Annotated in this window: 13 protein-coding genes and 1 pseudogene; 9 read left to right on the top strand and 5 right to left on the bottom strand. The window is 71.9% G+C overall.

Annotation, left to right across the window (positions count from 1 at the left end; all coding sequences use genetic code 11):
* The 4 genes and pseudogenes from LO763_RS17865 to LO763_RS17850 all read right to left on the bottom strand — a co-directional run.
* A pseudogene (locus LO763_RS17865) lies at nucleotides 1–335 on the bottom strand (hypothetical protein); the annotation flags it as partial.
* Nucleotides 336–1002: 667 nt separating this feature from the next.
* On the bottom strand, nucleotides 1003–1644 hold the full coding sequence (locus LO763_RS17860) for a class I SAM-dependent methyltransferase (RefSeq protein ID WP_230786811.1): 642 nt from the start codon (nucleotides 1642–1644) through the stop codon (nucleotides 1003–1005).
* Between the two features lie 70 nt (nucleotides 1645–1714).
* The gene (locus tag LO763_RS17855; RefSeq protein ID WP_230786809.1) at nucleotides 1715–2467 is read right to left on the bottom strand and encodes a class I SAM-dependent methyltransferase; all 753 of its coding nucleotides are present in this window, start codon (nucleotides 2465–2467) and stop codon (nucleotides 1715–1717) included.
* Nucleotides 2468–2532: 65 nt separating this feature from the next.
* Entirely contained in the window at nucleotides 2533–3564 is a 1032-nt protein-coding gene (locus LO763_RS17850; RefSeq protein WP_230786807.1) for a LacI family DNA-binding transcriptional regulator, read from the bottom strand.
* Between the two features lie 351 nt (nucleotides 3565–3915).
* Here LO763_RS17850 and LO763_RS17845 point away from each other — a divergent pair, with 351 nt between their 5' ends.
* From LO763_RS17845 to LO763_RS17835, 3 genes are read left to right on the top strand one after another with little or no spacing between them, the layout of a single operon-like run.
* Nucleotides 3916–5769, top strand: a complete 1854-nt coding sequence (locus tag LO763_RS17845) for a pectate lyase-like domain-containing protein (RefSeq protein WP_230786805.1) — start codon at nucleotides 3916–3918, stop codon at nucleotides 5767–5769.
* 26 nt (nucleotides 5770–5795) lie between these two features.
* Nucleotides 5796–7949: a discoidin domain-containing protein gene (locus LO763_RS17840; RefSeq protein ID WP_230786803.1), complete on the top strand. Its 2154-nt coding sequence runs from the start codon at nucleotides 5796–5798 to the stop codon at nucleotides 7947–7949.
* Nucleotides 7950–8003: 54 nt separating this feature from the next.
* Nucleotides 8004–8900 carry a DUF1996 domain-containing protein gene (locus LO763_RS17835; protein WP_230786802.1) on the top strand — a complete coding sequence of 299 codons (897 nt, stop codon included), beginning with the start codon at nucleotides 8004–8006 and terminating at the stop codon, nucleotides 8898–8900.
* A gap of 50 nt (nucleotides 8901–8950) precedes the next feature.
* Here the strand turns inward: LO763_RS17835 and LO763_RS17830 are convergent, their stop codons facing one another.
* Entirely contained in the window at nucleotides 8951–9910 is a 960-nt protein-coding gene (locus LO763_RS17830; RefSeq protein WP_230786800.1) for a glycoside hydrolase family protein, read from the bottom strand.
* Nucleotides 9911–10129: 219 nt separating this feature from the next.
* Here LO763_RS17830 and LO763_RS17825 point away from each other — a divergent pair, with 219 nt between their 5' ends.
* The 6 genes from LO763_RS17825 (at nucleotide 10130) to LO763_RS17800 (ending at nucleotide 18083) form a co-directional block, all read left to right on the top strand.
* Nucleotides 10130–11167 (top strand): LacI family DNA-binding transcriptional regulator, encoded by a 1038-nt coding sequence (locus LO763_RS17825; protein ID WP_230786798.1) that lies wholly within the window; start codon nucleotides 10130–10132, stop codon nucleotides 11165–11167.
* A gap of 11 nt (nucleotides 11168–11178) precedes the next feature.
* Nucleotides 11179–12774, top strand: coding sequence for an FAD-dependent oxidoreductase (locus tag LO763_RS17820; protein WP_369432023.1), 1596 nt, complete (start codon nucleotides 11179–11181; stop codon nucleotides 12772–12774).
* Nucleotides 12775–12820: 46 nt separating this feature from the next.
* Nucleotides 12821–14089 (top strand): ABC transporter substrate-binding protein, encoded by a 1269-nt coding sequence (locus tag LO763_RS17815; protein ID WP_230786794.1) that lies wholly within the window; start codon nucleotides 12821–12823, stop codon nucleotides 14087–14089.
* Entirely contained in the window at nucleotides 14086–15030 is a 945-nt protein-coding gene (locus tag LO763_RS17810; protein ID WP_230786793.1) for a carbohydrate ABC transporter permease, read from the top strand. Before LO763_RS17815 ends, LO763_RS17810 begins: the two co-directional genes overlap by 4 nt.
* The gene (locus tag LO763_RS17805; protein ID WP_230786791.1) at nucleotides 15020–15892 is read left to right on the top strand and encodes a carbohydrate ABC transporter permease; all 873 of its coding nucleotides are present in this window, start codon (nucleotides 15020–15022) and stop codon (nucleotides 15890–15892) included. The genes LO763_RS17810 and LO763_RS17805 overlap by 11 nt, the downstream gene beginning before the upstream one ends.
* A gap of 139 nt (nucleotides 15893–16031) precedes the next feature.
* Nucleotides 16032–18083: a beta-galactosidase gene (locus tag LO763_RS17800; protein WP_230786789.1), complete on the top strand. Its 2052-nt coding sequence runs from the start codon at nucleotides 16032–16034 to the stop codon at nucleotides 18081–18083.
* The last annotated feature ends 130 nt before the right edge of the window (nucleotides 18084–18213 follow it).

Below are 18213 nucleotides of genomic sequence, written 5' to 3'. Positions count from 1 at the left end.
ATGCCTTGCGCCACGACTCCCGCGGCACCCATCGCCCGGCGACAGGCCGCAGCGACGAACCCAGCAGCCACCGACACCACCGCCACCGCAGCGACGACCGGCCGAGCCACCGCACCCGCCGCGAGCTCCGCCACCACCACACCGGCAACCACCGACCCCGCCACCGCCGCCGCAGCGATGACCGGCAGCAACTCCGCCGCACCACCCACGACCGGCCGAGCCGCCGCAGCGAGGACCGGCCGAGCCGCCACCGCACCGGTGCTCACCGACACCACCACCGGAGCGCCGTCGTTCGTTCCCGCCGCGACCCACACCACCCCGGCCCCGGCGACCACCGCAGGACCGACCCCTCCGCCACACCGTCGCCGCCGCCTGCACCCCACCCGAGCACCGACCCGACCCCGGCAACCCACCCCGACCCCGGCCTCCACGCCTCCGTCGCCGCCCGCCCGAACCCCGACCACGAACCACCCCGGCCCCGGCAACACCACCAGAACCGGCCCCTCCGCTACACCGTCGCTGCCGCCCGAACCCCATCCGCGCACCGACCCGGCCTCGGCAATGCACCCAAACCCGCTCTGCCGCCTTGTCGTCGCCGACTGCTCGAACACCGTTCGAGGACCGGCCCGGCCTCGGTGACACACCCGGCAACGCCTCCTCCCTCGCCCCATCGCTGCGAGTCCGAACCCCGACCACGAACCCGCCCGGCCCCGGCGACGTCGCCGGGATCGGCTGCTCATCGCTGCATGCCTGGACATCGATCGAACGCCCATCCGGCCTCAGCGGCGCGTCTCCGGGGTGATCGAACAGATCATCGTCCACCTTCACCAGTGCAAAGGCTCGCCACCCGGTGGGAATGCCGTCCGTTCATGCATCGGGGTACCACCACGCTCGCCGCCTCCATCTGCCGGAGAAGGTTGAGGAGCACCGCCGGAAGGACACATGAGCACTCCCATGTCATGAGCTCCATAAGAAAACGCGGCCACAGGCGGCCTGCCGACGTCAAGCTTGTCGGCGCATCAGCAGGTGTCCACGGCGGTAACGCTCCCCGGCCCTGGGCTCGCGCAGCATTCGGCCGATCTCGATGAAGCCGTTCCCACGCGCAAGCTCGGCGAGTTCGTCGATCGGCCACCGATAGGCCGGCACCACCCTGGTGTCGTACTTCGCAACCGGATCGCCTTCGGACTCGAAGAACGCGACCAGCAGGTGGCCTTCCAGTGCCGTCACCCGGCGGAACTCGGCAAAGTAGGACGCCACCGCCCGCGGCGGGGCATGAATCACCGAATACCAGGACACGACGCCGCGCACCGCGCCATCGGGCAGGTCCAACGCATCCATGGAACCCACCTCGAACCGCAGACCGGGGTACGCCTCCCGGGCGATCTCGATCATCACCGGCGACAGGTCGACGCCGAAGACCTCCAAGCCCAGATCTCCGAGAAGCGCGGTCACGCGACCGGGGCCGCATCCCAAATCGACCACGAGCCCCGGATCACCGGTCTGAATGCATTCGGCGAACGCGGCCAACACCGCGCGATCGAGGGGCAGCCCGTCGAACTCATCGCGCACGATCTCGGTGTACTCGACGGCGACCCGATCGTAGGCTTTCCTTGTGGCACTGAGGTTTTCAGACGTCTCGGTCATGGCCGAGCATCCTACGCCCGGGCCGTGCGCCTCGACGACCTTCCGGAGAACGGCAAACTCGTGTCCAGTTCTAAGCCGCTCGGGCGACGGTGACGGCCGACGGCGACCGCTCGGGGTCGAAGGCGCGCCGATCCCAGCCGCCGAATCGCTCCTCGACCGCAAAGCCCGCGGCCGCCAGCTGTGCGTCCAGCGCCTCCGGCGGCACGAATCGGAGCGATCCCGAAGCGACCAGCGGCCGGTCCCAATGAGGGCCCTGGAAGATCGTCCTGACGGCGAGGACCCCCTCGCTGTCGGGCCCGTTCGTCTCGTGGTGGAGGCGTAGCCGCGCCCCGAGCGGGTCGACCACCTCGTAGGGGTGCTCGGGGTTCCAGTCGCGCCACTCGCGCACGGCCGGGTTGCGGGTGTCGAAGGCGAAGCGACCGCCGTCGGCGAGCGAGCGGCGGACCGCCGCCAGCGACGCGCGCGTGTCGGCGTCGTCGAGCAGGCACTGGAAGGCATTGCCGCTCATGAACGCCAGGTCGAACTCGCCGTGCCAGGGCGCCCCGGCGGCCGGGGCGAGCAGCCATTCGGCGGCGTCGCTGCTCCGTGCCTGGTCCAGCATGGACGGGTCCGGATCGAGTCCGGCCAGGCGGCCGGCATGGCCTTCGGCGCGGGCTCGGCGCAGGATCGCACCGGTGCCGCAGCCGACGTCGAGCACCCGCCCGGCCTCCATGACCAGGCCGAGGTAGAAGTCGTCGCAGGGGCCCCAGGGGTTGAGCCGGTCGTACAGCAGCGAGTCCAGGGTCTCCCCGTCGAGCGAGGCGGGATCGTAGGCGGTCGTCATGCGTCGAGTCTCGGCACCGCGGCGCGACGGCGCAAGTGGTTTGCCGACCGGCGCCGCCCGACGGCTCAGGCGGACTCGCGCACGACCAGGACCGGGTCGAAGATGACCGAGACCGGGTCCGGCGACGGCTGCTCGATGCGGTCGAGCAGCAGCCGCACCATCGCCGCGGCCATCTCCTCGAGGGGCTGGCGGATCGTGGTGATGCCCGGCCGGCTGAGCCGCGCGGGGGCGCTGTCGTCGAAGCCCACGACCGCCACCTCCTCGGGGACGCGCCGCCCCCGGTCGTGCAGCACGTGGATGGCGCCCTGGGCCATCAGGTCGCTCGCGGCGAACACCGCGTCGAGGTCGGGCACCCGGTCGAGCAGCTCCTTCATGGCGAGTTCGCCGCTGTCGTAGGTGAAGCCGCCCTCCACTGAGGGCACGAACGCGCAGCCGTGCCGGGCCCAGCCCTCCTCGTACCCGGCCTGGCGCTCCTGCGCGGCCGGGATCCGCTGCGGGCCGGTGATCGCCACCGGCCGCCGCCTGCCGCTCGACGCCAGGTGCTCGGCGGCCATCCGGCCGCCCTCCCGGTGCGCGAGGTCCACATAGCTCACCGGGACCGCGCGCGCGGGCCGCGCGAAGCGCACCACCGGCCGCCCCACTCCGTCGAGCAGCTCGGGCAGCCGCTCATCGGGGAACGTCGAGACCAGCAGCGCCCCGTCCGCGTTGCCCTGCTTGAAGTACGCGGTGATCGCGGCGTCGTCGGCCTCGTTCTCGGCGAGCATCAGCGCCGGGAAGATCCCGCGCGGCTTCAGCGCCCCGATGATGCCGGTGAGGAGGCGGCCGAAGAACGGGTCGGTGAGGAACTGGCCCGCGTTCAGGCTGTCGCTCAGGTCGGTGCCCGCGACCACCACGCCCACCGCCTCGCTGCGGCGCGTGACCAGCGACCGCGCGGCCCGGTTCGGCACGTAGCCGGTGGCCGCCACGGCGCGGCGCACCACCTCCTGGATGGCGGGGTCGACGTTGCGCGTCTCGTTGATGACCCGCGAGACCGTCGCCCGGGAGACGCCCGCGACGCGGGCCACGTCCTCAAGGGTCGGCGAGGGATCAGCGCTCATCGCCAAGTTATAGCACACTCTTGGAAATCGCTCTCCCAGCGAGAAGCGGCAAATACGCCTGAAACGGCCGCTCAACGCGCCGAAGAGGCGCGTCCTCGGTGATCGCCGCCGCGGCGCGGCCGGTCCTGCGAAGTCCCCGGCGAGTGCTATGGCGCCGTCCCAGCCGACGAAATGTGCCACCGAAATCGTTGCAGCACAACAATTAATGTGCCCATCAGTGAACGTACCGATTTCTCGGACATCGAAGAACTTGACAATCTCGAAACGACCGGCCTAGCATGGCGTCATGGGAGAGCGCTCTCCCAAGTTTCCACCCGTTCCTCTCCCTCTCGAACCTCCCTGGAGGCCCCTATGCAGGAACAACACCCACCCACCGGCCGCGGCGTCCGGCGCCGCGCGGCCATCGGCGGCGCCGCCGCGGCCGCCGTCGCCGCGGGCATCGGCGTCGGCGGCTCGATCGCCCGCGCCCAGGCCCAGCCCGCGTCCGACTGCGGCGAAGCGCCCGACCTCCTCCCGCCCACCGACGCCTACGCCCCCGACCTCGGGCCGGGCACGCTCCTCTTCGACGAGTCGACCCCGGCCGCCGAGATCCAGGCCGCGGTCGACGCCGTCACCGACCAGATGCGCACCAACCAGTTCGGGCGCGAGCGCCACGCCGTCCTGTTCCGCCCCGGCACCTACGACGCCGACATCGACCTGCGGTTCTACACACAGGTCGCCGGGCTCGGCCTCCTGCCCGGCGACACCGTGATCAACGGCCACGTCCGCGTCGAGGCCGACTGGCTCCCCCAGGGCGACGACCGCCCCGACTACCTCGGCAACGCCACCCAGAACTTCTGGCGCTCGGTCGAGAACCTCGCGATCCAGAACCCCGAGGGCCAGATCGCGCGCTGGGCCGTCTCCCAGGCCGCCCCGTTCCGCCGCGTCGACCTCCGGACCCTCGAGATGCAGCTGTGGGACGGCTACGAGGGCTGGGCCTCCGGCGGCTACTTCGCCGACTGCCGCATCTCCGGCCGGGTCGTCTCCGGCTCGCAGCAGCAGTTCTTCACCCGCAACTCGAACCTCCAAGGGGGATGGTCGGGCTCGGTGTGGAACATGGTGTTCGTGGGCGTCGGCGGCGCCCCCGCCCACCACTTCCCGGACCCCTCGCACACCGTCGTCGGCGCCGCGCCGGTGATCCGCGAGAAGCCGTTCCTCTACACCGCCGCGGACGGCGAGTTCCGGGTCTTCAAGCCCGCGGTCCGCCGGGACGCCTCGGGCACCAGCTGGGAGGGCGGCGCCCCCGAGGGCACGTCGATCTCCCTCGCGGAGTTCTACGTCGTCAACCCCGGCGAGGACGTCGCCACCGTGAACCGGGCCCTGGCCGAGGGCCGCCACCTGCTCTTCACCCCCGGCGTGCACGAGTTCGACCAGACCCTCCAGGTCTCGGCCCCCGGCACCGTGGTCCTCGGGCTCGGCCTCGCCACCCTCATCCCCACCGCGGGCCAGACCGCGATCGCGGTGGCCGACGTGGACGGCGTGGTCCTCGCCGGGCTCCTCGTCGACGCCGGCGACGCCGAGTCCGACGTGCTCGTGCAGATCGGCCCGCCCGGCTCCTCGGCCGACCACGCCGCCGACCCGGTCTCGCTGCACGACCTGTTCGCCCGCATCGGCGGCGCCCACCCCGGCGCGGCCAAGGTGAGCCTGGAGATCAACAGCCGCAACGTGATCGCCGACCACCTGTGGCTGTGGCGCGGCGACCACGGCGAAGGGATCGGCTGGGACGTCAACCCCGCCGCCACCGGCATGGCCGTCCACGGCGACGACGTCACCGCGTACGGCCTCTTCGCCGAGCACTACCAGGAGTACCAGGTGGTCTGGACGGGCGAGCGCGGCCGCACCTACTTCTTCCAGAACGAGCTGCCCTACGACCCGCCGGACCAGGCGACCTGGCGCGACGGCGCGCTCGGCTGGGCCTCGTACAAAGTAGACGACTCCGTCGCCGAGCACGCCCTGTGGGGCGGTGGCGGCTACTGCTTCTTCAACGTCGATCCCGATGTCGTCTGCGACCGCGTCTTCGAGGTCCCCGAGCACGACGGCATCCGGCTCACCAGCCTGGTCAGCGTCTCCCTCGGCGGCGTCGGCACGATCCGCCGCACCGTCAACGAGACCGGCACCCAGGTCGACGCGTCCGCCTTCACCAGCTACGTGGTCGCCTTCCCGTGACCCCGCCCCTCCCGAAAGGAGCGACGATGCGACGAACCCTGTCCCGCAGGACCATCGCGATGCTCACCGCCCTGTTCTGCGCCGCGGCCGCCTGGGCGGTGGCCCTCAGCCCCGCGCAGGCCCAGGAGGAGGAGGCCCTCCTCTCCCAGCAGCGCCCCGCCTCGGCCTCGTCCGAGGAGAACCCCGACTACACGCCCGCCTCGGCCGCCTTCGACGGCGACCCGGGCACCCGCTGGTCCTCGCAGTTCACCGACGACGAGTGGATCCAGGTCGACCTCGGCGCCGTCTTCGACCTCACCCGGGTCGAACTGGTCTGGGAGGCCGCCTACGCCGCCGCCTACGAGATCCAGGTCTCCAGCGACGGGTCGAACTGGACCACCGCCCACACCGAGGACGCCGGGCAGGGCGGCACCGAGACGATCGCGCTCGACGCCACCGGCCGCTACGTCCGGATGCAGGGCCTCGAACGCGCCGGCGGCTACGGCTACTCGCTGTGGACCTTCGCCGTCCACGGCTGCGCCCAAGGCGGCGGCAACGAAGTCCCCGACGGCCCCGCCGCCGTGGAAGTCGTCGGCAGCCAAGGCGACTGGCGGCTCACCGTCGACGGCGAGCCCTTCACGGTCAAGGGCCTCACCTGGGGCCCCTCCACCGCCGAGGCCGGGACCTACATGCCCGAACTCGCCGCGATGGGCGTGAACACCCTGCGCACCTGGGGCACCGACGCCTCCTCCCTGCCGCTGCTCGACGCCGCCGCCGCCCACGGCGTCAAGGTCATGCTCGGCTTCTGGCTCCTGCCGGGCGGCGGCCCCGGCTCCGGCGGCTGCATCGACTACACCGCCGACACCGCCTACAAGTCCCAGACGCTCGGCGACATCACCGGCTGGGTCGAGACCTACCGCGACCACCCGGCGGTCCTGATGTGGAACGTCGGCAACGAATCCGTGCTCGGCCTCCAGAACTGCTACGGCGGCGACGCCCTCGAAGCGCAGCGCAACGCCTACACCGCGTTCGTCAACGACGTCGCCGTCGCCATCCACGGCATCGACGCCGACCACCCGGTGACCTCCACCGACGCCTGGACCGGCGCCTGGCCGTACTACGAGGCCAACGCCCCCGACCTGGACCTGCTCGCCGTCAACGCCTACGGCGACGTCTGCGGCGTGCAGCAGGACTGGGCCGAAGGCGGCTACGACCGGCCGTACGTCATCACCGAGACCGGCCCGGCCGGCGAGTGGGAGGTCCCCGACGACGCCAACGGCGTCCCTGCAGAGCCCTCCGACGTGGACAAGGCCGCGGCCTACACCGAGGCGTGGGAGTGCATCACCGGCCACGAGGGCGTCGCCCTCGGCGCCACCATGTTCCACTTCGGCACCGAAGGCGACTTCGGCGGCGTCTGGTTCAACCTCGTCCCCGGCGGCAACCACCGCCTCTCCTACTACGCCGTCGCCGAGGCCTACGGCGGCACCGCGCAGGCCAACACCCCGCCCGTCATCACCGGCATGGACCTCGGCCTCGACGGCCCCGTCGTCGGCGGCGAGGCGTTCACCGTCGACCTCGACGTCGCCGACCCCGACGGGGACGCCCTCGAGTACATCCCGATGGTCAACAGCGCCTACATCAACGGCTCCTGGGACATGCTCCTGGCCGACTACACCGTGAACGGCGACGGCACCGTCACCATCCGGGCGCCCGAGATCCTCGGCGTGTGGAAGCTCTACGTCTGGGTCGAGGACGGCCACGGCAACGTCGGCGTCGAGAGCCGCTCCTTCGAGGTCACCCTCCCCGACGTCGAGGGCGAGAACCTCGCCCTCGGCAGGCCCGCCGAGGCCTCCACCTTCCAGGAGTGGGGCGGCCACGCCCCCGCGGCGGCCGTCGACGGCGACCTCGCCACCCGCTGGGCCAGCGAGTGGGCCGAGGACCAGTGGCTCCAGGTCGACCTCGGCGAGCGGCGCGACTTCGACGCCGTGCAGCTGGTCTGGGAGACCGCCTACGCCGCCGCCTACCGGATCCAGGTCTCCGACGACGGGACCGACTGGACCACCGTCCGCACCGAGACCGCCGGGAACGGCGGCGCGGACACCCTCCAGCTCGCCGCCTCGGGCCGCTACGTGCGGGTCCTGTGCGACGAGCGCGCCACCGAGTGGGGCGTCTCGCTCTACGAGTTCGGCGTCTACACCTGATGAACCGCACCGGCGGGCCGCGCGAGCGGCCCGCCGCAACGAAAGGAGCACGAGATGCGACTGCGACTCGCCGCGATCGCCGGGGCGGCGCTCGCGGCGGCCGTCACGGCCCTGGCCGTGGCGCCGAACGCCACGGCCGACGACCTGGTGACCCACCACGAGTTCCAGGCCAACTGCACCGTCGACCACACCGCGCCCGACGACCCGATCGTCTTCCCCGGGCAGCCGGGGGCCTCCCACGACCACACCTTCATCGGCAACACCGGCGTCGACGCCCACACCACGCTCGAATCGCTCCAGCAGGGCGAGACGACCTGCCTCGTCCCCGCCGACCGGTCCGCGTACTGGTTCCCCACGCTCTTCCGGGGCGACGAGCCGATCACCACCGACTGGCACCTCGTCGTCTACTACAAGTCCGGCATCGAGGACTACACCGCCGTGGAGCCCTTCCCGCCGGGCCTGCGCTTCGTCGCGGGCGACATGATGGCCACCCCGCAGGAGTTCGAGGACGCGCCGGGCCAGGTCGAGGGCTACGAGTGCGGGGAGAGCTTCCACAACTACACGATCCCCGCGCACTGCACGTCGTGGCTGAACATCCGCTACCAGGCCCCGAGCTGCTGGGACGGGGTGAACCTCGACTCGGCGGACCACAAGGGCCACATGGCCTACCCGGTCGGCGGCTCGTGCCCGTCCACGCACCCGGTGGCGGTCCCGATGATCGAGTTCAAGATCCACTGGCCGGTCGAGGGCGACATGACCGGAGTCCGCCTCGCCAGCGGCGGCGGCGAGTCCTGGCACTACGACTTCTTCAACGCCTGGGAGCCCGAGACGCTGGCCGCCATGGTCGAGCACTGCATCAACGGCGGCCTGCAATGCGACTCCCGCGGCTTCGACCTCTACAAACCCGACCGCGGCGCGGTCCTCGACGAGGACTACGAGCTCATCCGCTGAACCGCCCCCCACAGGCGACCGCCGGGCCCGAGCCCGGCGGTCGCCGCCGTTCAGGCCCGCGCGATCGCGATGTTCGTGTTCGAGCGCGCCCCGGCCTCGTAGAACATGTACAGCCTCCCGTCCTCCTCGGCGAAGCTCGGGGCGGCCGCGCGGGTGGCCTGGGGCTCGGTGTACAGGACGCCGAGGTGCTCCTCGCGGTCGAAGCCCGTCCCGACCCGCGCGACCCGGATGCGGCCGTCGCCGGCGTGGTAGACCACGTGCCCGCCGCCGTTGCGCGACCAGTAGTGCGCCCCCGAGAGCTGCCCGCCCTCGCCGGCGGCGGGGGAGATGAGCGGCTGCGGCTTGAACTTCCAGCCCGACGCGAGCGAGTGCGACCAGCCGATGAAGATCTTCCTTGTCCCGGCCTGGTTGCCCATGAACAGCATGATGTAGACGCCCGACTGGGCCGGGTGCGGGAACACCCGCGCGTACGAGGCCTCCGAGACGTTCGAGGGCAGCATCGAGGTGTGCAGGACCGGGTTCCCGAAGCCGAAGCTGCGCCCGTCGGCCGAGGTCGCGACGCGCGTGGTCCGGTTGTCCCCGTGGAAGTACAGGTACATCCGCCGGTCCGCCTCGTTCCAGTGCGCGTGCGGGCTGGAGACGTGCGGCACCGAGTAGGGGTCGCGCGAGATGATCGGGTTGGCCGGGTACTCCTTCCACGGCCCTGCGAGCGAGTCGGCGTAGGCCAGGCAGATCCCGCCCGGGTCGTCGTGCGGCGCGTAGTACATGTACCACTTGCCGAGCGCGTTCTGGACCCTCCCGGCCACGTACCGGATCGAGGGGAAGATGATCTCCCTCCTGGCGGGCGCGTAGCTCAGGGCGCTCCTGTCCAGGGCCGCGCCGAGGCGCGTGAAGGTCGGGAAGCCGGGCACGGCCGCGGCGGCCGGGGCGGCGCCGAGCGCCGCGGTCGCGCCGAGGGCGGCGGCCCCCAGCAGCAGGCCGCGGCGGCCGAAGGCGGGTTTGGCATCCATGGTGGACTCCTGTCCGGCCCGCGCGGCCGCCGCGCTCCGATGCGCGGCGGCGCCAGAGCACCGCTCGGGCCTGTGGAGGACGAGTCTCGGGGCGGGGGCGGTCGGCCGTCAAGATGATAATACGAATTATCATCTTGACGCCCCCGGAAACGGCGTGCAACATGATCACACGCACCTCTGCTGATACGCATTATCAGCGCTTCGAGAAAGGCCCCCGCAGTGACCGGACCCCGCCGCCGAGTGACGCAGCGCGACATCGCGCGCCTCTCCGGCGTCAGCCAGGCCACCGTCTCCCTGGTGCTCAACAACCGCCTCGACGCCGGCGTCAGGATCGCCCCCGAGACCCGGCAGCGGGTCCTCGACGCGATCCGCACCACGGGCTACGTCGCCGACCCCGTCGCCCGCCGCCTCGCCGACCAGAACAACCGCATCATCGGCGTGTTCACCTACGAGCCCGTCTTCCCCTCCGGCACCCGCGACTTCTACCACCCGTTCCTCGTCGGCCTCGAGGAGCGCGCCGAGCGACTCGGCTGCGACCTGCTGCTGCTCACCAGCGCCCCCGTCGAGGCCGGGCGGCGCCGCATCTTCGCCGAGGGCAGCCGCATCCGCCTCGCCGACGGCTGCGTGCTCCTCGGCCAGGAGATCGACCGCGGCGACCTCGCCCGGCTCGTCGCCGAGGGCATCCCGTTCACCTCGGTGGGCCGCCGCGACGACGCCGGGGGACCGGTGCCCTACGTCGGCGCCGACTACCCGGCCGCCACGGCCGCCCTCGTCCGCCGGGCCGCCGACCTCGGCCACGCGAGCCTCGCCTACGTCGGCAGCGGCGCGGGCCCCGAATCCCATGTGGACCGGCTCCGCGGCTTCCGCGACGCCGCCGGGGCCGCGGGCGTCCGGGCCCGGCACCTCCCCGCCCCGGACGCCGCGGCCCTCGACGCTGCGCTCGCCGACGGCGCGACCGCGCTGTTCCTCGAAGAGCCCGCCGACGCCCCCGCCGTCACCGCCTGGGCCGGCGCCCGCGGGCTCGGCGTCCCCGCCGACCTCTCCCTCGTCGCCCTCGGCGACCCGACCCGGCCGGTCTCGATCGACCTCGACGTCACCGGCTTCACCATCCCCCGCCGCGCCATGGGCCGCCAGGCCCTCGACGTGCTCGGCGCCCTCCTGGAGGGCGCCGAGACCGACGCGCAGCGGCTGCTCCCGTGCGAACTGCACGACGGCGCCACGCTCGCGCCGCCCCCCGTTGGAAGGAACCACTCTTGAAGGCAGCAGAACTGCAAGCCGACGTCCTCGTCGTGGGCGGCGGGCTCGGCGGCGTCGCCGCCGCGCTGGCCGCGCTCCGCGCCGGGCGGCGCGTCGTCCTCACCGAGGAGTACGACTGGATCGGCGGCCAGCTCACCAGCCAGGCCGTCCCGCCCGACGAGTCCTCCTGGGTCGAGCAGTTCGGCGTCACCGCCTCCTACCGGGCGCTGCGCGAGGGCGTCCGCGAGTACTACCGGCGCCACTACCCGCTCACCGAGGCCGCCCGCGCCAGACGGGACCTCAACCCCGGCGGCGGGCACGTCAGCCGCCTGTGCCACGAGCCGCGCGTGGCGGTCGCCGTCCTCGAGTCCATGCTCGCGCCCCACCTCGGCTCCGGGCTGCTGCGCCTCCTCCAGCCCTACCGGCCCGTCGCCGCCGCCGTCGACGGCGACCGGGTCGAGGCCGTCACCCTCGAGCACCGCGACACCGGCGACCGCGTCACCGCCTCCGCCCCGTTCGTCCTGGACGCCACCGAGACCGGCGAACTCCTACCCCTCACCGGCACCGAGTACGCCACCGGCTTCGAGTCCGGGAGGGACACCGGCGAACCGAGCGCCCCCGACGAGGCCCAGCCCGACAACATGCAGGCCGTCTCGGTGTGCTTCGCGATCGACCACGTCGAGGGCGACCACACGATCGACAAGCCCGCCGACTACGACTTCTGGCGCACCTTCCGCACCGACTTCTGGGGCGGGAACCTCCTCGGTTTCCGCGCCCCCAACCCGCGCACCCTCGAGCCCTCCGACCGGACCTTCGAGCCCAACCCCGACGACGACCCGCTCGCGGTCGTCGGCGACCAGCGCCTCGGCGGCGGCGACATGAACCTGTGGACGTTCCGCCGCATCGCCGCCCGCCGCAACTTCACCCCGGGCGCCTACGCCAGCGACATCACCCTCGTCAACTGGCCCATGATCGACTACTTCCTGGCCCCCGTCGTCGACAACCCCGACGCCGCACTGCACCTGGAGAAGGCCCGCGGCCTGTCCCGCAGCGTCATGTACTGGCTCCAGACCGAGGCGCCCCGCCCCGACGGCGGCACCGGCTGGCCCGGGCTGCGCCTGCGCGGCGACGTCACCGGCTCGGCCGACGGCCTCGCCCAGGCCCCCTACCACCGCGAGTCGCGCCGCATCAAGGCCGAGTACACCGTCGTCGAGCAGGACCTGTCCGCCGCCGTCCGCGGCGACAAAGGGGCCGTGTCCTACCACGACAGCGTCGGCGTCGGCATGTACCGCATCGACCTCCACCCCTCGACCGGCGGCGACAACTACATCGACGTCGCCTCCAGTCCGTTCGAGATCCCGCTCGGCGCGCTGCTGCCGGTCCGGGTCGACAACCTCCTCCCCGCCGGGAAGAACCTCGGCACCACCCACATCACCAACGGCTGCTACCGCCTGCACCCGGTCGAGTGGAACATCGGCGAGGCCGCCGGGGCCCTCGCGGCCTTCAGCCTCGACCGCGGCACCACGCCGCGCGCCGTCGCCGCCGACCCGGCGCTCCTCGCCGACTTCCAGGACCGGCTCACCGCGCAGGGCGTCGAACTGCGGTGGCCCGACATCGCGGCCTACTAGCCATGCCGCCCATTGACAACGCCGTCAACCGAAAGGAAAACCCCTGATGAAGCACGCAAGACTCCTGATAGCCGCCGCGGCGGCCGCACCGCTCGCCCTCGCCGCCTGCGGCGGCGCCGACGACGACGGCCCGGTCACGCTGCGCATGACCACCTGGTCGGCCAGCGAGGACCACCTCGCCATGCTGAACGAGATCGCCGACGCCTACACCGCCGACCACCCCGAGGTGGAGGCGATCGAGTTCGACCCGCTCCCGTTCGAGGGCTACACCAGCACCCTCACCACCCAGATCGCCGGCGACAACGCCCCCGACCTGGCCTGGATCCTGGAGAACTCGGCGCCCGACTTCGTCACCAGCGGCGCCCTCGTCCCGCTCACCGACACCCTCTCGGGCGCCGACGGCTACGAGTACGACGACCTGATCCCGGCCGCCACCGAGCTGTGGACGCACGACGACGAGCTGTACGCCTACCCGTTCTCGACCTCGCCGTTCGCGGTGTTCGCGAACGAGGACCTCCTCGCCGAGGCCGGGCAGCCGACCGCCGCCGAGCTCGTCGCCTCCGGCGAGTGGACCTGGGAGCGGGCCGTCGAGGCCGGCGCCGCCGTCCACGCCGCCACCGGCACCGACGGCCTCGTCATCCGCGACTTCGACTACACCGGCTGGGACAACCTCTCCACCCTGTGGACCGGCTGGGGCGCGAACGCCTGGAGCGCCGACGGCGCCGAGTGCGGCTTCGACGACCCCGAGATGACCGAGGCGCTCACGTTCATGCACGACGCCGTGTTCGAGCAGGAGGCCATGCCCGGCCCCGGCACGACCGCGGACTTCTTCGCGGGCGAGGCGGCCTTCACGGTCACGCAGATCTCCCGCGCCGGGCTCCTCGCCGACGCCGCCTTCGAATGGGACCTCGTGCCGCTCCCGGCCGGCCCCACCGGCGACTACTCCGTCATCGGCCAGGCCGGGCTCGGCGTCCTCACCGTCGCCCCGCACCCCGAGGAGGCCGCCGACTTCCTCGCGTACATGACGAACCCGGAGAACTCCGCGAAGCTCGCCCAGTACTTCCCGCCGCCGCGCGAGTCGCAGCTGACCGCCGAGGTCCTCGGCCAGGCCAACCCGCTGCTGAGCCCCGAGCAGCTCCAGGCCGTCGTCATCGACCGGATCGACGCGGGGGTCGTCAAGCCCAGCCACACCGGCCAGGCCCAGCTGGACCAGGCCGTGCGCGCCGCGCTCGACCCGCTCTGGACCGCCGACGCGGACGTCGCGGGCGTCCTCGCCGAGCTGTGCACCGCCATCGACCCGCTGCTGGCGCAATGACGAAGGCCGTCGCCGACACCCCGCCCGGCCGGGAGCAGCCCCGGCCGGGCGGGCCCGGATGGTGGACCGCGCGGCGCCGCGACCGGCTCGCCGGGTACCTGTTCGCCGCCCCGCAGCTGGCCGGCACGGTCCTGTTCGTACTGCTGCCGCTGGGCCTGATGTTCTGGTACAGCCTCCACGACTGGAACGTCCTCGCCGGGGGCTTCACGTGGACCGGCGCCGAGAACTACGAGCGCCTCGCCGCCGACCCGGCCCTGCCCGGCGTCCTCGGCGCGACCGCCGCGTTCTCGGCCGGCCTGGTCGTGCTCAACCTGAGCCTCGCGCTGGTCCTCGCGATCCTGCTCAACCAGAGGCTGCGCGGCACGATCGTGTTCCGCACGATCTTCTTCTCGCCCGTGGCGGTCACCCTCGTGGCCTGGACGATCGTGTGGCGCTTCCTGCTCCAGGACGACGGCGGCGTCAACGGCCTGCTGTCGACGATCGGCGCCGAGGGCCCGAACTGGCTGCGCGGCGAGGCCACCGCCATGGCCGCGGTGATCGTGGTCCAGGTCCTCAAGAACGTGGGCCTCAACATGGTCCTGTTCCTCGCCGCCCTCCAAGGGGTCCCCAAGGAGCTGTACGAGGCGTCGACCATCGACGGCGCGGGCGCCTGGACCCGGTTCCGGCGCATCACGATGCCGATGATCAGCCCCACGATCCTGCTCACCTCGATCATCACCGTCGTCGGCTCGCTCCAGGTGTTCGCCCAGATCGACGTGCTCACCAGCGGCGGGCCCGGCACCTCGACCACGGTGCTCGTCTACTACCTGTACCAGAACGCCTTCCAGTTCCACGACTTCGGCTACGGCGCGACCCTCTCGGTCCTGCTGTTCGCGATCGTCCTGGTGCTCACCGTGATCCAGTGGCAGATGCGCAGAAAGTGGGTCGTCCATGAGGACTGAGCACACCAAGGCGGCGCGGCTCACGACCGCGCGCTCGCGGCGCGCCAAGCTGGCCCTCTACGGCCTGCTGTGCGTCCTGGCCGTCCCCTTCGTGTTCCCCACCTGGTGGATGGTCACCTCCAGCCTCAAGTCCGCGGGCGAGATCTTCGCGTTCCCGCCCTCGCTCCTCCCCGCGGAGCCGAGCCTGGAGGCCTACGGCCGCGTCTTCGAGTTCGCGCCCTTCGCCGCCCAGTACTGGAACAGCATGTACATCGCCGCGATCGTCACCGTCGGCACGCTCGCGGTCTCCTCCATGGCCGGGTACGCGTTCGCGCGCATCAAGTTCCCGGGCCACAACCTGCTGTTCCTGGTGGTCCTGGTCGGCCTGCTCATCCCGAGCGAGGTCACGATCGTGCCGCTGTTCCAGATGTTCAACGCCCTGGGCATGGTCGACACGCACTGGCCGCTCATCCTGGTGCCGGTCTTCGGCGCGCCCAGCGTCCTGGCGACGCTCATCATGCGGCAGTTCTTCATCGCCCTGCCCGGCGAGATCGAGGAGGCCGGGCGCATGGACGGCCTCGGCCGGTTCGGCCTGTACTGGCGGATGGCGCTGCCGCTGTCGCGCCCGGCCCTCGGCGCGGTCGCGATCTTCTCGTTCCTGCACTCCTGGAACCTGTACCTGGAGCCGGTGGTGTTCCTGTCCACGCCCGAGAAGTTCACGCTCCCGCAGGCGCTCACCCAGTTCACCGACGCCTACGGCGGCCCCATGTGGGACGTCCAGCTCTCGGCGGCGACCCTGTCGGCGCTCCCGGTCCTGATCGTCTTCGTCGTGGCCCAGCGCCAGTTCGTCGAGGGCCTGGCCCACACCGGCCTCAAGGGCTGACCCGGCGTCCCGGCCGACCGGCCGGGACGCCCGCCACATGGATTCGGGCTTGACAAACGGCCGCGCCGCCTTAGGATCATTTACCGGTAAATGAATGCCGTCGCAAGCACTGCGGAGCCGACCTAAGGAAGTACGCCTCGTGACCCGAGAGACCTGGCGCCACGCCCCCATCGTCAAGGGCGTCCCCCACCTCCTCCACGGCGGGGACTACAACCCCGACCAGTGGATCCCGTGGAAGGACACCGTCTGGAAGGAGGACATGCGCCTCGCCCGGCTCGCCGGGGTCAACACCCTGTCGGTCGGCATCTTCGCCTGGGCCGCGCTCGAGCCCGAGGAGGGCCGCTACGAGTTCGGATGGCTCGACGAGGTCCTCGACCTCATGGCCGGCAACGGCATCACGGCCGTCCTCGCCACCCCCACCGGCGCCCGCCCCGGCTGGATGAGCCACCGCTACCCCGAGGTCCTGCGCGTCAACTCGGACCGCGCCCGCAACCGCCACGGCGGCCGCCACAACCACTGCCTCACCTCCCCGGTCTACCGCGAGAAGACCACCGCGATCAACACCGCCCTCGCCGAGCGGTACAAGGACCACCCGGCCCTCGGCGTCTGGCACCTCTCCAACGAGTACGGCGGCGAGTGCCACTGCGACCTGTGCCAGGAGCGCTTCCGGTCCTTCCTCCAGGACAGGTACGGCTCCCTCGACGCCCTCAACGAGGCCTGGTGGACGGCCTTCTGGGCCAAGACCTACACCGACTGGTCCCACATCGAGTCCCCGAGTCCCGACGGCACCGGCGAGCAGGACATCCACGGCCTGCGCCTGGACTGGATGCGGTTCACCACCGAGCAGTTCGTCGACTTCTACCTCCACGAGGCCGCCCCGCTCAAGGCGATCACGCCCGACGTCCCGTGCACGACCAACCTCATGGGCACCTACCCGGGCATCGACTACTACCGCCTCGCCCAGGTCCTCGACGTGGTCTCCTGGGACTCCTACCCGCAGTGGAGCGGCACCGGGCGGGACGTGCGCACCGGCGTCGAGGCCTCCTTCCACCACGACCTGACCCGCAGCCTCAAGGGCAAGCCGTTCATGCTCATGGAGTCCTCCCCGTCGGCCACCAACTGGCGGCCGGTCGCCAAGCTCCACCGGCCGGGCGTCCACGCGCTCCAGTCGATCCAGGCCGTCGCGCACGGCGCGGACACCGTGCAGTACTTCCAGTTCCGCAAGGGCCGCGGCGGCTCCGAGAAGTTCCACGGCGCGATCGTCGACCACGAGGGCACCGAGCGCACCCGCGTCTTCAAGGACGTCGCCGACGTCGGCGAGCGCCTCGCCGGACTCGACGCGGTCGTGGGCACCGCCACCCCCGCGGACGTCGCCCTCGTCTACGACTGGCACAACCGCTGGGCCCTGGACGACATGAAGGGCCTGCTCCAGGACAAGACCGCCTACGCGCGCACCGTGATCGACCACTACCAGGCGTTCTGGGAGCAGGGCGTGCCCGTGGACGTCCTCGACGGCTCGCTCCTGGCGAAGGACGGCGAACTCGACCGGTACAAGGTCCTGGTCGCCCCGATGCTCCACATGCTGCGGCCCGGCGTCGCCGAGGCCGTGAACGCGTTCGTCGAGCGCGGCGGCACCTTCGTCGCCACCTACGCCTCCGGCTACGTGGACGAGAACGACCGCACCTTCCTCGGCGGCTTCCCCGGCCCGCTCCGCGCCGTCCTCGGCGTGTGGGCCGAGGAGATCGACGCGCTCTACCCCGGCGACCGCAACGCGATCGCCTGGGACGGCGAGGAGTACGAGGCGTTCGACCTGTGCGAGCTGATCCACGCCGAAGGCGCCGAAGTGCTCGGCACGTACGGTGCGGACTTCTACGCGGGCCGCCCGGCGCTCACCGTCAACCGCCGCGGTGACGGGAAGGCCTACTTCATCGCCGCCCGCACCGGCGCGGACTTCCTGGACGCCTTCTACCGCAAGGTGGTCGCCGATTCCGGCGCCGAGCGCGCGCTCGACGCCGACCTGCCCGCGGGCGTGACCGCCCAGGTCCGCAGCGACGGCGCGAGCGACCACGTGTTCGTGCTCAACTGCAACCCGACCGGAGCGGTGGTCGACATCGAGGGCGAGGCCCTCGAACTCGGCCCCCACGGCACCGCGGTCCTCGAACGCCCCCGCAAGGGCGGCGACGGGTCCTGAACCTGAAGTGCGGAGGGCCGGGCGCATGCCCGGCCCTCCGCGCTGCGCCGGGCCGAAACTGGCATCCCGCGCAACCTTCACATTACCGGCGGGTAACGGTAATCTCTTGGCTACGCATTCATCGACGCCG

Source organism: Glycomyces amatae (assembly GCF_020991375.1).
GTDB classification, from domain to species: Bacteria; Actinomycetota; Actinomycetes; order Mycobacteriales; family Micromonosporaceae; genus Glycomyces; species Glycomyces amatae.
This window is presented reverse-complemented; position numbering and strand designations above follow the sequence as displayed.